Source organism: Streptomyces corchorusii (assembly GCF_001514055.1).
Lineage (GTDB): Bacteria > Actinomycetota > Actinomycetes > Streptomycetales > Streptomycetaceae > Streptomyces > Streptomyces olivaceoviridis.
On the sequence record NZ_KQ948357.1, the window covers coordinates 535443 to 548547 of the forward strand.

General features: G+C 72.4%; 12 protein-coding genes. 6 read left to right on the top strand and 6 right to left on the bottom strand.

What is annotated here, in order from left to right; translation table 11 throughout:
- The first annotated feature begins 181 nt into the window (after positions 1 to 181).
- Both AQJ11_RS20925 and AQJ11_RS20930 read left to right on the top strand, forming a co-directional pair.
- Positions 182 to 892, top strand: coding sequence for a VIT1/CCC1 transporter family protein (locus AQJ11_RS20925; protein ID WP_014671889.1), 711 nt, complete (start codon positions 182 to 184; stop codon positions 890 to 892).
- A gap of 212 nt (positions 893 to 1104) precedes the next feature.
- Positions 1105 to 2151, top strand: a complete 1047-nt coding sequence (locus tag AQJ11_RS20930; RefSeq protein WP_059264006.1) for a zinc-dependent alcohol dehydrogenase family protein — start codon at positions 1105 to 1107, stop codon at positions 2149 to 2151.
- Positions 2152 to 2229: 78 nt separating this feature from the next.
- Here the strand turns inward: AQJ11_RS20930 and AQJ11_RS20935 are convergent, their stop codons facing one another.
- The 3 genes from AQJ11_RS20935 to AQJ11_RS20945 all read right to left on the bottom strand — a co-directional run bounded on the left by AQJ11_RS20935 (position 2230) and on the right by AQJ11_RS20945 (position 6814).
- A complete protein-coding gene (locus AQJ11_RS20935) occupies positions 2230 to 3606 on the bottom strand; it encodes a CoA transferase (protein ID WP_059264007.1) in 1377 nt (458 codons plus the stop codon).
- A 67-nt stretch (positions 3607 to 3673) separates the two neighbouring features.
- Positions 3674 to 5191 carry a S8 family peptidase gene (locus AQJ11_RS20940; RefSeq protein ID WP_059264008.1) on the bottom strand — a complete coding sequence of 506 codons (1518 nt, stop codon included), beginning with the start codon at positions 5189 to 5191 and terminating at the stop codon, positions 3674 to 3676.
- Between the two features lie 96 nt (positions 5192 to 5287).
- Positions 5288 to 6814, bottom strand: a complete 1527-nt coding sequence (locus tag AQJ11_RS20945; protein ID WP_058080029.1) for a S8 family peptidase — start codon at positions 6812 to 6814, stop codon at positions 5288 to 5290.
- Between the two features lie 284 nt (positions 6815 to 7098).
- Between AQJ11_RS20945 and AQJ11_RS20950 the strand changes: the two genes are divergently transcribed.
- The 3 genes from AQJ11_RS20950 (at position 7099) to moaA (ending at position 10282) form a co-directional block, all read left to right on the top strand.
- Positions 7099 to 7455: a DUF485 domain-containing protein gene (locus AQJ11_RS20950; protein WP_059264009.1), complete on the top strand. Its 357-nt coding sequence runs from the start codon at positions 7099 to 7101 to the stop codon at positions 7453 to 7455.
- Positions 7452 to 9107: a solute symporter family protein gene (locus tag AQJ11_RS20955; protein WP_059264010.1), complete on the top strand. Its 1656-nt coding sequence runs from the start codon at positions 7452 to 7454 to the stop codon at positions 9105 to 9107. The genes AQJ11_RS20950 and AQJ11_RS20955 overlap by 4 nt, the downstream gene beginning before the upstream one ends.
- 185 nt (positions 9108 to 9292) lie before the next feature.
- A complete protein-coding gene (moaA, locus tag AQJ11_RS20960; protein ID WP_014671881.1) occupies positions 9293 to 10282 on the top strand; it encodes a GTP 3',8-cyclase MoaA in 990 nt (329 codons plus the stop codon).
- A 53-nt stretch (positions 10283 to 10335) separates the two neighbouring features.
- Here moaA and AQJ11_RS20965 read toward each other — a convergent pair whose 3' ends face one another.
- Both AQJ11_RS20965 and AQJ11_RS20970 read right to left on the bottom strand, forming a co-directional pair.
- The gene (locus AQJ11_RS20965) at positions 10336 to 10554 is read right to left on the bottom strand and encodes a hypothetical protein (protein ID WP_014671880.1); all 219 of its coding nucleotides are present in this window, start codon (positions 10552 to 10554) and stop codon (positions 10336 to 10338) included.
- 219 nt (positions 10555 to 10773) lie between these two features.
- A complete protein-coding gene (locus AQJ11_RS20970; RefSeq protein ID WP_059264011.1) occupies positions 10774 to 11193 on the bottom strand; it encodes a DUF3099 domain-containing protein in 420 nt (139 codons plus the stop codon).
- A gap of 244 nt (positions 11194 to 11437) precedes the next feature.
- Here AQJ11_RS20970 and AQJ11_RS20975 point away from each other — a divergent pair, with 244 nt between their 5' ends.
- Positions 11438 to 11719 (top strand): GlsB/YeaQ/YmgE family stress response membrane protein, encoded by a 282-nt coding sequence (locus AQJ11_RS20975; RefSeq protein ID WP_014671878.1) that lies wholly within the window; start codon positions 11438 to 11440, stop codon positions 11717 to 11719.
- A gap of 79 nt (positions 11720 to 11798) precedes the next feature.
- Here AQJ11_RS20975 and tyrS read toward each other — a convergent pair whose 3' ends face one another.
- Positions 11799 to 13067 carry a tyrosine--tRNA ligase gene (gene tyrS / locus AQJ11_RS20980; protein WP_058080026.1) on the bottom strand — a complete coding sequence of 423 codons (1269 nt, stop codon included), beginning with the start codon at positions 13065 to 13067 and terminating at the stop codon, positions 11799 to 11801.
- Positions 13068 to 13105 lie beyond the last annotated feature (38 nt).

Below are 13105 nucleotides of genomic sequence, written 5' to 3' on the forward strand. Positions count from 1 at the left end.
AGAAGGAAGCACGCCGGCGGAGCCGCCCCCGCGATCAGGAACAGTAGGCGTACGGCAGTTCGGGCGCCAGCGGATTTCCGTGCGGCACCGGCGGGTCCCGGCGGCCGGCGCGAGCGGCCCGCCGCCCGCGCGCGGGGCGTCGGTGCGGCGGGCGTGACCCCGGGATGCGATCCTCCCTGCTGTGACGGAACCCACCCATGACGAGCCCCACGGCGGCGCGCTCGGTGCCCGGCTGAACTGGCTCCGGGCGGCCGTGCTCGGCGCGAACGACGGCATCGTGTCCACCGCGGGACTGGTCGTCGGCGTGGCCGGCGCCACCGGGAGCCGCAGCGCCCTGCTCACCGCCGGACTGGCCGGCCTGCTCGCCGGCTCGATGTCCATGGCGGCCGGCGAGTACGTCTCCGTCTCCACCCAGCGCGACTCCGAGATGGCCGCGCTGGCCGTGGAGAAACGGGAACTGCGCGAGCAGCCGGAGGCCGAACTGCGGGAGCTGACCGAGCTGCTGGAACAGCGCGGCCTGTCCCGCGAGGTGGCCCGCGAGGCCGCCGAACAGCTCACCGCGCGGGACGCGCTGAGGGCCCACGCGCGCGTGGAGCTGGGCATCGACCCGGACGAGCTGACCAACCCCTGGCACGCGGCCTGGGCGAGCTTCCTGGCGTTCACCGTGGGCGCGCTGCTGCCCCTGCTGGCCATCGTCCTGCCCCCGGCCGACTGGCGGCTCGCCGTCACCGTCCTCTCGGTCCTGGCCGCCCTGACCCTCACGGGCTTCAGCAGCGCCCGCCTCGGCGCGGCGGCCCCGAAACGCGCGGTCCTGCGCAACGTGGCGGGCGGTGCCCTGGCGATGGCGGTGACGTACGCGGCGGGGAGCCTGCTGGGGGCGGTGGGGGTGTGACCGGGCGGGGCACCCCTGGCCGCGCGGACGGCTGCGGCCCCGGCGTACGGTGAAGTGGGCCCGGCACCCCGGGCCCCGACGACCGCACGACCCTGTGCGACTCGCACGACCCTGTGCGACTCCGCACGACCCCGCACGACCTTGTGGGACTCCGCACCACCCCGCGCGAGTCCGCAGGGCCGGAACGACCCCGCACGAGAAGGATCCCCGCCATGCGCGCCACCACCATCCACGCCCCGTTCGAACTGCGTGTGGAGGAGGTGCCCGAACCCGTGGTGCAGTTGCCCACCGACGCCGTGGTGCGGGTGCTGCGGGCCTGCATCTGCGGCAGCGACCTGTGGGCCTACCGGGGCGAGGCGGCCCGGCAGCCGGGGCAGCGCATCGGGCACGAGTTCCTCGGCGTCGTGGAGGAGACCGGCTCCGAGGTGAGCACCGTGCGGCGCGGTGACCTGGTGGTCGCCCCCTTCATGTGGTCCGACGGCGTCTGCGACTACTGCCGCGAGGGCCTGACGACGTCCTGCGAGCACGGCGGCTTCTGGGGTTCCGTCGGCTACGACGGCGGCCAGGGCGAGGCCGTCCGCGTGCCGTTCGCCGACGGCACCCTCGTCCGGCTCCCCAAGGACGCGGCCTCCGACGACCACCTGCTGTCGGCCCTGCTGACCCTCTCCGACGTCCTCGGCACCGGCCACCACGCCGCCCTCGGCGCGGGTGTCCGGCCCGGCGCCACGGTCGCCGTCGTCGGTGACGGCGCGGTCGGCCTGTGCGCCGTCCTGGCCGCCAAGCGGCTCGGCGCCGAGCGGATCATCGCGCTCGGCCGGCACGAGGCGCGCACCGACCTCGCGCGCCGGTTCGGCGCCACCGACGTCGTCGCCGAGCGCGGGGACGCGGCCGTCGAGGCCGTCCGTGCGCTCACGCGCGGGCAGGGCGCCCACGCGGTCGTGGAGGCGGTCGGCACCGAGCAGTCGATGCGGACGGCCGTCGGCATCACCCGCGACGGCGGCGCCATCGGCTTCGTCGGCGTGCCCCACGGCAGCGGCACCGGCCTGGACCTCGGCGTGATGTTCGACCGGAACATCGCGCTGCGCGGCGGTGTCGCGCCGGTCCGCGCCTACATCCCCGACCTGCTGCCGGACGTGCTCGACGGCACGATCGACCCCTCGCCGGTGTTCGACATGACCGTCGGCATCGAGGACGTACCCGCCGGCTACAAGGCCATGGACGAACGCACCGCGCTCAAGGTGCTGGTGACCAACGGCTGAACCAGCGCGGGATCAAGGCTGGACCGGCTCCGTCAACGTCCGTGAGCCATCGACACCGTCAACGGCTGGATCAACCCGTCACCGCCACTCCGCCGGGTCCGACCCCCACGGCACCGGGGGCCGCGCCCAGGCGGCGGGGCCGCCGGTGAAGGACACGGCCGGGCGGGCGTGCCGGAGGCGGCCCAGGGGGCTGTCCGTCTCGGCCAGCCAGGCGTCGGGGCCGGCGTACGGCGCCCCCTCGGCCGCCGTGGACAGGGTGCCGTCGGTCAGCCAGTGGGCGGTCCGGGCCAGCGCCAGCCGGACCAGCCGGCTCCCGCCGTCGTACGACTGCTCGGTCAGCGCGCGCAGTACGGCCGCCGCCAGCAGATAGCCGGTGCCGTGGTCCAGCGCCTGCGCGGGCAGCGCGCCGGGCCGCTCCGCCGAGCCCTCGGTTGCCGCGATGCCGGTGGCGACCTGCACCAGGCTGTCGAAGCCGCGCCGTCCGCCCCACGGCCCGTACCCGCCCCATGCCGACACCTGGGCCACGACGAGGCCGGGGCGCCGCTCGGCCAGCGCGCGCGGTGCGAGTCCGAACCGGTCGAGCGCGCCCGGCCGGTACCCGGTCACCACGACGTCGGCGGTGCGCAGCAACTCCTCGAAGGTCTCCCGGCCGGCGGTCAGGTCGAGCGTGGCGGACCGCTTGCCGAACCCCGTGTCGGCGTGCTGGTCCGCCAGTTCCGGCAGCCAGGGGGCGTCCACGCGCAGCACGTCCGCGCCGAGCAGGGCCAGGGTGCGGGTGGCGACCGGGCCCGCCAGCACCCGGGTCAGGTCCAGGACGCGCAGCCCGGCGGCGGGCAGCAGGACGGCGGCGGCCGGGTCCAGGGGCGGCAGCACGCGCGCGGGTGCCGAATCCAGCCGGGCGCGCTCGACCAGCGGCCGTGCGGCCACCTCGGCGGCCTGCGGGTGCGCCCGCCACTCCTGCGGGGTGCGCAGGGCCACGGCGAGGCCACCGGCGCCGTGGACGGCTTCCTCGGCCTCCAGGGCGGAACGCCCGGCGAGCCGGTCGGCGACCTCCTCGGCCGAGGCGTCCGCCGGCAGGCCCAGCGCGCCGAGCAGCCGGGCCCGGTGGTGCGGGTAGTTGGCGTGGGTGCGCACCCAGCCGTCGGCCGTGCGCCAGAACCGCGACAGCGGTGCGAAGAGCATCGGCGCACGGCCGTCCACCCGGAGGACCCGCTCGCTGTGGAAGGCGGTGGCGACGGCGCCGTCGTCGACCCGGACGCCGGGCACCTCGGCGAGCCCGGCCCGGTGGGCCGCCAGTTCCGCGGCGGCCAGCGCGCAGGCGCCGACGCACGCCCGGGCGAGCCGCCGTACGGGAAGGCGCGCCGGGAGCGCGCCTTCCCGCGCGACGGTGGTGAGCCGTGCGAGACGGGCGGGATCGCCGCCCAGGGCGGACCACGCGTACGCGATAGAAGTCATGACTGCACTATGCAGTATTGACTCAATCAATATAGGAGGGTGCCGACGCGTGGTCCGCCAGGACGGCCTACCGGGTCACCGCGGCCAGCGCGTCCGCCGTGCCCCATCCGTAGAAGCCGTTGCGGTTCTTCGACCCCTCGCACACCGCGTCCACCTTGCCGTCACCGTTGATGTCGTACGGGTCCGTGCACGGCGTGGCGTTGGCCTCGGCGTACAGCAGCGCCTTCACCAGGGCCGCGGAGGCGTGCGGATGGGTTGACTTGATCAATGCGGCAACACCGGCGACGTGCGGGGTCGCCATGGACGTACCGGCCATGTAGCCCCACTTGCCGCCCGGCAGCGGACCCAGGATGAGGCCGCTGGTCGCCGGCGGCTCGGGCTTCTGGTAGGCCGTCGAGTCGCCGCCGGGCGCGGCGATGTCGATGACGCCGAGGCCGTAGTTGGAGAAGGACGACTTCAGGCCCTTGGCACCCGTCGCCGCCACCGTCACGACACCCGGCAGCTGGGTCGGTATGTCGTAGCACTCGTGCGGGTCGATCACCCGGTCCGAGGGCGTGCCGTCGTTCGGGGAGACCGGGTCGGTGATCGAGTCGGACGCGAGGTCGTAGCTCTCGTTGCCCGCCGCCGCGACGTTGACCGCGCCCTTGCGCTCCGCGTACCGCGAGGCCCGGGTGACGGCGTCCACGAGCGCCTTCTGGTCCGGGTCGGTGGTGCAGTTGAAGTACCACGGGTCCGTGTAGTAGCTGTTGTTGGTCACGTCGACGTGGTGCTCGGCCGCCCAGACGAAGCCGCAGACCACGGCCTCCGTGTAGAAGTAGCCGTCCGGGTTGGCGACCTTGATGCCGGCGACCTTGACCCCCGGTGCCACACCGGTGACGCCCACGCCGTTCTTCGCTGCGGCGATCTCACCCGCCACATGGGTGCCGTGCGGGCTCTCCGACGCGCTCGGCCGCCAGGCGCCGTCCGTCGTGTCCGGCTTGCCCGACACGCAGTTGGCGGACGCGGCGCGGTCGAAGTTGGGCGCGATGTCCGGGTGGGTGTCGTCGACGCCCGTGTCGATGACGGCGACCGTGACGTCCCGGCTGCCCAGCGTCTTCTCGTGCGCCTTGTCGGCCTTGATGGCGGGCAGGTCCCACTGGAGCGGTTCCAGCGGGTCCTGGCCGTCGGCCGCCGTCACCTGGGCGGCTTCCCCGGCGCTCAGGGTCCGGGGCGTGCCCAGGTCGGTGGTGGACTGGGCGGGCAGCGGCGCGTTGCGCGTGGCGCCGGCCGAGTCGACTCCGCGCACGGAGCGGATCCGCTGGGCGAAGCCGGGGTTCGCCGAGTGGGCGACGATCACGCCGATCCGGTCGTACGCGACCACCACCGAGCCTCCGGCCTCGGCGATCGCCTGCTGGACACGCGCCGACACGGCGTGTCCCGGGCGGACGTTGACGACATAGCTGAGCGTGGGTCCGTCGGCGGAGGCCGCCGGGGTGGCGGTGGCGGCGGAGGCGTTGACGCCGGGCAGGAACGCGAGGGCCGTGGCCAGGGCCATCCCGGCGGGGAGGGCGAGGGCGCGGCGGTAGCGCGACGTGGGCGCTGTCATGGGTGTTCTCTCCAGTTCGTTCGCGGTACGAGCGCGTCGTGCGGAAGTGCGGGTGAGGCGCCGTGGGACGATGGCGGCGTGCGGGCTGCCCTCCGGCTACTCGACCGCGCGCAGCGCGTCGACGACACCGAAGCCGTAGAAACCGTTGACCCGCTTGCCACCGGCGCAGGTCGCGTCCACGACCCCGTCGCCGTCACCGTCGTACGGTCCGGCCGGGCAGCCCGGATTGTCGGCCTGGGCCTTCAGCAGCGCCTGCAACTGCGCCGGAGTGGCGTGCGGGTGGGCCGACTTGAGCAGCGCGGCCACCGCGGCCACGTGCGGGGAGGCCATGGAGGTGCCCTGGAGGAAGCCGTACTGGTTGTTCGGCAGGGTGGACAGGACGCGGCCGTTCTTCGACGGCGTGTCCGGGATCTGGTACTTGTCGCCGCCCGGCCCCGCCACGTCGACCACGCCCCGGCCGTAGCTGGAGTAGTACGACTTGGTGCCCTTCACGCCCACCGCGCTCACGGTCACCACACCGGGCAGCTGGGTCGGCACGTCGAAGCACTCGTGCGGGTCGATCGTGCGGGTCTGGGCCGTGGAGTCGTCGGGGCTGGAGTCGTCCACGAGGGCGTCGGCGTCCAGGTCGTCGTTGGAGTTGCCCGCGGAGGCGACGTTGAGCGTGCCCTTGCGCTGGGCGTAGAGCTGGGCCCTGTTGACCGCGTCAACGATGGCACGTTGATCGGGGTCGTCCATGCAGTTGTACAGCCATGGATCAACGTAGTAGCTGTTGTTGGTTATCTCGATGCCGTGGTCCGCGGCGAACACGAACGCGCAGACCACGCTCTCCGGGTAGAACAGCGACGTCTCGTCCGGCTGCGCCACCGTGATGCTCGCGACCTTCACGCCCGGCGCCACACCGGCCACGCCGATGCCGTTGCGGGCGGCGGCTATCTCACCGGCCACATGGGTGCCGTGGTAGTGGTCGGCGTCCGCCGGCCGCCACGCGCCGTACGTCGTGTCCGCCTTGCCGCTCACACAGCTCGCCGACTGGGACGCGGAGAAGTTCGGGGCTATGTCCGGGTGCGTGTCGTCCACGCCCGTGTCGATGACCCCGACCGTGACGTTCCGGCTGCCCGGATTCACCTTCGCGGCGCGGTCGGCGCCGATCGCCCGCAGGTCCCACTGGTCCGCCTCCAGCGGCTCCTCGCCCGCCGTCGCGCCCGCCGCGAGCCGCGCCTGCTCCGCCCGGGACAGCACCTGCGCCGCGCCCTCGTCCGTCGTCCCGGCCGCGCTCAGCGGCGCGGTCCGGGTGGCGCCCGCGGAGTCGACCCCGCGCACCGCCCGCATCCGCGCGGCGAAGTCCGGGTTCGCGGAGTGGACGACGATGACGCCGATCCGGTCGTAACCGGCCACCACCGTGCCGCCGTTGCGCGTGATCTCCCGCCGGACGGACGCGATCGTGCGGTCGTCCGTCCGGGTGTTGACCACGTAGGCGAGATTCGGGCCGTCCGCCGCCCGCGCCACCGTGTCCGCGGCGGGTGCCGCCGAGGCCGCCGACGGCAGGAAGCCGAGCGAGGCGGTCAGCGACAGCACGACGGGCACGGCGAGCGCGAGCCGGCGTCTGGAGCGCAGATGAGCCATGGGATCTCCACATCATCCGGATACGAGACCGCCCGGACACGGTCGTGTTCGGGCAGGTGCATGGCGGGTGGTGCAGGCCGAAGCTATCTGCCGCGCCCGATCTCCGAAAGAGCACGGCGGACTTGAACCGGCCCGCGCGGGGCGCCGTGACCGTGGACGGGGGCCCGTCGAAACCGGCGCCCCCCGCGCCGGGATCACCCACCGGAGTCGCCCCGCGACTACCGGTAACGTATGCCCGGTTCTGTGAAGCCAGACAGCGCATGTCCGTCACGCGAGGAGAGCCCGTGGCCACCGAGACACCGCCACCCGCGAAACACCCAGCTTCCCTTCCCTCCACCGAGGAGTTCACCGCGGTGCAGCAGAGCGCGGAGTTCGGTGAGCTGCGCCACGCCCACCGCTCCTTCGCCTTCCCGCTGACCATCGCCTTCATCGCCTGGTACCTGCTGTACGTCCTGCTGTCCAACTACGCGGGCGACTTCATGGGCACCAAGGTCGTCGGCACCGTCAACGTGGCCCTCGTCCTGGGCCTCGCCCAGTTCCTCACCACGTTCCTCATCGCCTGGTGGTACGCGCGGCACGCCGCGGCCAAGCTCGACCCGAAGGCCGAGGCGATCAAGTCCCGGATGGAGGGCGGAGCATGAGCCCCGCACAGCACACCCTGTCGGCCACCGGCCGGGCGTCGCACACCCTGCTCGCCGCCGGCGAGGCGAGCGAGCACCGGACGCTGATCATCACCCTGTTCGCGGTGTTCGTCGCCGCGACCCTCGTCATCACCGTCTGGGCCGGCCGGCAGACCAAGGACGCCGCCGACTTCTACGCCGGCGGACGGCAGTTCACCGGCTTCCAGAACGGACTCGCCGTCTCCGGCGACTACATGTCCGCCGCGTCCTTCCTCGGCATCGCCGGCGCCATCGCCCTGTTCGGCTACGACGGCTTCCTGTACTCCATCGGCTTCCTCGTCGCCTGGCTCGTCGCCCTGCTCCTGGTCGCCGAGCCGCTGCGCAACTCCGGCCGCTACACCATGGGCGACGTGCTGGCCTACCGGATGCGCCAGCGCCCCGTCCGCACGGCCGCCGGCACCTCCACGATCGTCGTGTCGATCTTCTACCTGCTGGCCCAGATGGCCGGCGCCGGCGTCCTCGTCTCGCTCCTGCTGGGCATCACCAGCGACGGCGGCAAGATCGGCATCGTCGCCCTGGTCGGCGTGCTGATGATCGTGTACGTCACCATCGGCGGCATGAAGGGCACCACCTGGGTCCAGATGGTCAAGGCGGTCCTGCTGATCATCGGCGCCCTGCTGCTGACCTTCCTCGTCCTGCTGAAGTTCGACTTCAACATCTCCGACCTGCTCGGCAGGGCCGCCGACAACAGCGGCAAGGGCAGCGCCTTCCTGGAACCCGGCCTGAAGTACGGCGCCACCGGCACCACCAAGCTGGACTTCCTCTCGCTCGGCATCGCCCTGGTCCTGGGCACCGCCGGCCTGCCGCACATCCTGATCCGCTTCTACACGGTCCCCACCGCCAAGGCCGCCCGCAAGTCCGTCATCTGGGCGATCGGCCTGATCGGCGCCTTCTACCTGATGACCCTCGCCCTCGGCTTCGGCGCCGCCGCACTGATCAAACCGGACGAGATCATCGCCTCCAACAAGGCGGGCAACACGGCGGCACCGCTCCTGGCCCTGCACCTGGGCGGCGTCGACTCCAACTGGGGAGCCGTCCTGCTCGCCACCATCTCCGCCGTCGCCTTCGCCACGATCCTCGCGGTCGTCGCCGGCCTGACCCTGGCCTCGTCGTCCTCGTTCGCGCACGACATCTACGCGAACGTCATCAAGAAGGGCCAGGCCACCGAGAAGCAGGAGATCGGCGCGGCCCGCTGGGCGACCGTCGGCATCGGCGCGGTCTCCATCGTGCTCGGCGCCCTGGCCCGCGACCTGAACGTGGCCGGCCTGGTCGCCCTCGCCTTCGCGGTCGCCGCCTCCGCCAACCTGCCGACCATCCTCTACAGCCTGTTCTGGAAGCGGTTCACCACCACGGGCGCCCTGTGGTCCATCTACGGCGGCCTGGTCACCGCGGTCGGCCTGGTGCTGTTCTCCCCGGTGGTCTCCGGCAAGCCGACCTCGATGTTCCCCGGCGTCGACTTCCACTGGTTCCCGCTGGAGAACCCCGGGCTCATCTCCATCCCGGTCGGCTTCCTGCTCGGCGTCGTGGGCACCCTGCTGTCGAAGGAGACCCCGGACCCGGACAAGTACGCGGAACTGGAGGTGCGGTCCCTGACCGGCACCGGAGCGCACTGACACAGGCCCGCGGAGGGTGCGTACGGACGACCGCGTCGGCACGGACTGTACGGTCCTACGACGCGGTCGAGCCGTACCTCGTGGGATCTTGAGCTGTCGATGTCGGCGGCGTCACGTAGGCTCGCAGGTGACGGACGACGCACGCGCGCCCGGCGACGAGTGACCGGGAGAGGGAGGGGACCCACGTGCTCATCGACACCTACGGCCGAGTGGCCACCGATCTGAGGGTCTCGCTGACCGACCGGTGCAACCTGCGGTGCACCTACTGCATGCCCGAGGAGGGCCTGCAATGGCTGGCCAAGCCCGACCTGCTCACGGACGACGAGATCGTCCGCCTCATCGACATCGCGGTCCGCGAGCTAGGCATCGAGGAGGTCCGCTTCACCGGCGGTGAGCCCCTGCTGCGCCCGGGCCTGGTCGGCATCGTCGAGCGCGTCGCCGCCCTCGACCCGCGCCCCCAGATGTCCCTGACCACCAACGGCATCGGCCTCCGGCGCACCGCGACCGCGCTGAAGGCGGCGGGCCTGGACCGGGTCAACGTCTCCCTGGACACCCTGCGCCCGGACGTCTTCAAGACCCTCACCCGCCGCGACCGCCACAAGGACGTGCTGGAGGGCCTGGAGGCCGCCCGCGAAGCCGGTCTGAGCCCCGTCAAGGTCAACGCGGTCCTGATGCCGGGGGTGAACGACGACGAGGCCCCGGACCTGCTCGCCTGGGCGGTGGAGCACGACTACGAACTGCGCTTCATCGAGCAGATGCCCCTGGACGCCCAGCACGGCTGGAAGCGCGAGGGCATGGTCACCGCCGGGGACATCCTGACCTCCCTGCGCACCCGCTTCGACCTCAGCCCCGAGGGCGCGGACGAGCGCGGCTCGGCCCCGGCCGAGCGCTGGCTGGTGGACGGCGGCCCGCACCGCGTCGGTGTGATCGCCTCGGTCACCCGGCCGTTCTGCGCGGCCTGCGACCGCACCCGCCTGACCGCCGACGGCCAGATACGCACCTGCCTGTTCGCCACCGAGGAGACCGACCTGCGCGCGGCCCTGCGCTCGGACGCCCCGGACGAGGAGATCGCCCGCATCTGGAAGCTCGCCATGTGGGGCAAGAAGGCAGGAGCGGGCCTGGACGACCCGTCGTTCGTCCAGCCGGACCGCCCGATGTCCGCGATCGGCGGCTAGGACCTCTTGTTCGGATCATGCCGGGCTCGCGGGCCTGATCCAAACGAAAGACCCTAGGCGCCCTCGGCCGCCCGCCACTCGTCGAACGCCACCACGTCCTTCAGGAAGCCCCGCACCCCGAGGAACTGCGACAGATGCTCGCGGTGCTCCTCGCAGGCCAGCCATGTCTTGCGCCGCTCCGGCGTGTGCACCTTCGGGTTGTTCCACGCCAGCACCCACACGGCGGCGGCACGGCAGCCCTTGGCGGAGCAGATCGGGGTCTCGTCACTCACGGTTCGTCTCGGGTTCGTCTCATGGGCTCAAACAAGGCGACGCCGGGCAGCCACGGGGGGAGCTGCCCGGCGTCGGTCCATCGCTCCGACGGGGGATGCGGAGCGCGTACGCAGTATGTCACGGGTACCCCGCCGCCCGGCACCGGAACAACAGGATTGATCTGAGCTTTTCTTGAGCTTGCCACATGGTCGCATTCCGCTTCCATGCGTCCGCCGTGCTCAGACCGGATCGGCGCGCTCACCGCGCGCTTCGGGCGCCGGATTCGTCGGCGCGTCCTGCGCCGCGGATTCCCGCACGGACTCCCACGCGGAATCCGACCGTCCGTCCTCGGCCCCCGACGGCGCGATCATCGGCCGCATCGGCGCGGTGACGAACGTGGACGGCAGAGACGGCGGCCTTTCCCGGCCCGCGTTGGCGACCACCACCGCGATATAGGGCAGGACCGCGCCGAGCACGAGCGCGACGATCGCGACGTACCGCTCGACGTTCCACAGGGAGACCGCGAGAATCACCGACACGGTACGGATCCCCATGGAGATCACATACCGCCGCTGCCGGCCCCGGACATCCTCGGCGAGTCCGGCCCGGGCGCCGGTGATCCGGAACACCTGGACGCTGCCGCCGTGCTGTTTCCGCATCACATTCCACCATCCGCCCGCATCGGACTCTCCCCGGCCCGCACCCTCGTCCACCTCCGGCGGGGAACCGGCCGGGACACCTCCCACGTTACGCCGCGCCCGCGCCGCCTTCGAGACCGGGTCACCACCGGCCTGCGACGACGCCCGGGGCCCCGCCGCGTACGGGGGAACCCGACATGCGCCGTACGGCGGACCGAACCACACTGGCCGTAATGCTCACGTCGAGCCGTACGAGGAGGCAGCCATGGGCTGGTTGTGGGCGATCATCGTGGGATTCGTGCTGGGTCTCATCGCCAAGGCGATCATCCCGGGCAAGCAGCACAGCCCCCTGTGGCTGACCACGATCTGCGGCATGCTGGGCGCCATCGTGGGCAACGCGGTCGCCCGCGCCGTCGGTGTGGAGGCGACCCCCGGCATCGACTGGAGCCGCCACATCTTCCAGCTCGTGGCCGCGATCATCATCGTCGCCGCGGTGGACGCCCTGTACATGGCGACGCTGGGCAAGCGGAAGCAGCAGCGGGCCTGAGCCGAAAGGAGCGCGGGGCCGCACGACCGGCCACGACGCGGTGGCCGCGGTCGCCGGCCGCCCCACGCCCCTACGACGCTCAGGCGCCCGTGACCTCCACGGCGGCCAGGTTCTTCTTCCCGCGCCGCAGCACCAGCCACCGCCCGTGAATCAGGTCCCCGGCGGACGGCACCGCGTCCTCGGCCGTGACCTTCACGTTGTTCACGTAGGCCCCGCCCTCCTTCACGGTCCGCCGCGCGGCGGACTTGCTGGCGACCAGGCCGACCTCGGCGAACAGGTCGGTCACCGGAGCCAGCTCGGTGACCTGGATGTTCGGCACCTCGGACAGCGCCGCCGCCAGCGTCCGCTCGTCCAGCTCCGCGAGCTCGCCCTGCCCGAACAGGGCGCGGGACGCGGCGATCACCGCGGCCGTCTGCCCGGCGCCGTGCACCAGCGTCGTCAGCTCCTCGGCGAGCGCCCGCTGCGCCGCCCGGGCCTGCGGACGCTCCTGCGTCTGCCGCTCCAGGTCCTCGATCTCCTCACGGGACCGGAAGCTGAAGATGCGCAGGAACTTGGAGACGTCCCGGTCGTCCGCGTTGACCCAGAACTGGTAGAACGCGTACGGCGTGGTCATCTCGGGGTCGAGCCACACCGTGCCGGACTCGGTCTTGCCGAACTTGGTGCCGTCCGCCTTGGTGATCAGCGGGGTGCCCAGCGCGTGCACCACGGCCTCCGGCTCGACCCGGTGGATCAGGTCCGTGCCCGAGGTGAGGTTGCCCCACTGGTCGCTGCCGCCGGTCTGGAGCGTGCAGCCGTGCCGCCGGTACAGCTCCAGGAAGTCCATGCCCTGGAGGATCTGGTAGCTGAACTCGGTGTAGCTGATGCCCGCGTCGGAGTTGAGCCGGCGGGAGACGGCCTCCTTGGCGATCATCTTGTTGACCCGGAAGTACTTGCCGATGTCCCGCAGGAACTCGATGGCCGACAGGCCCTGGGTCCAGTCCAGGTTGTTGACCATCACCGCGGCGTTCGGCCCGTCGAAGTGGAGCAGCGGCTCGATCTGCGCGCGCAGCCGCTCCACCCAGCCGGCCACCACCTCCGGCGCGTTCAGCGTGCGCTCGGCCGTGGGCTTCGGGTCGCCGATGAGGCCCGTGGCACCGCCGACCAGCGCCAGCGGACGGTTGCCCGCCTCCTGGATGCGGCGCATCGTCAGGATCTGCACGAGGTTGCCGAGGTGCAGGCTGGGCGCGGTCGGGTCGAAGCCGCAATAGAACGTGACGGGGCCGTCCGCGAACGCCTTGCGCAGTGCGTCCTCGTCCGTGGAGAGGGCGATGAGCCCCCGCCACTTCAGCTCGTCGACGATGTCCGTCACGGTTCTCGTGTCTCCTTGGTGATCTTCGGGCGGCCGGG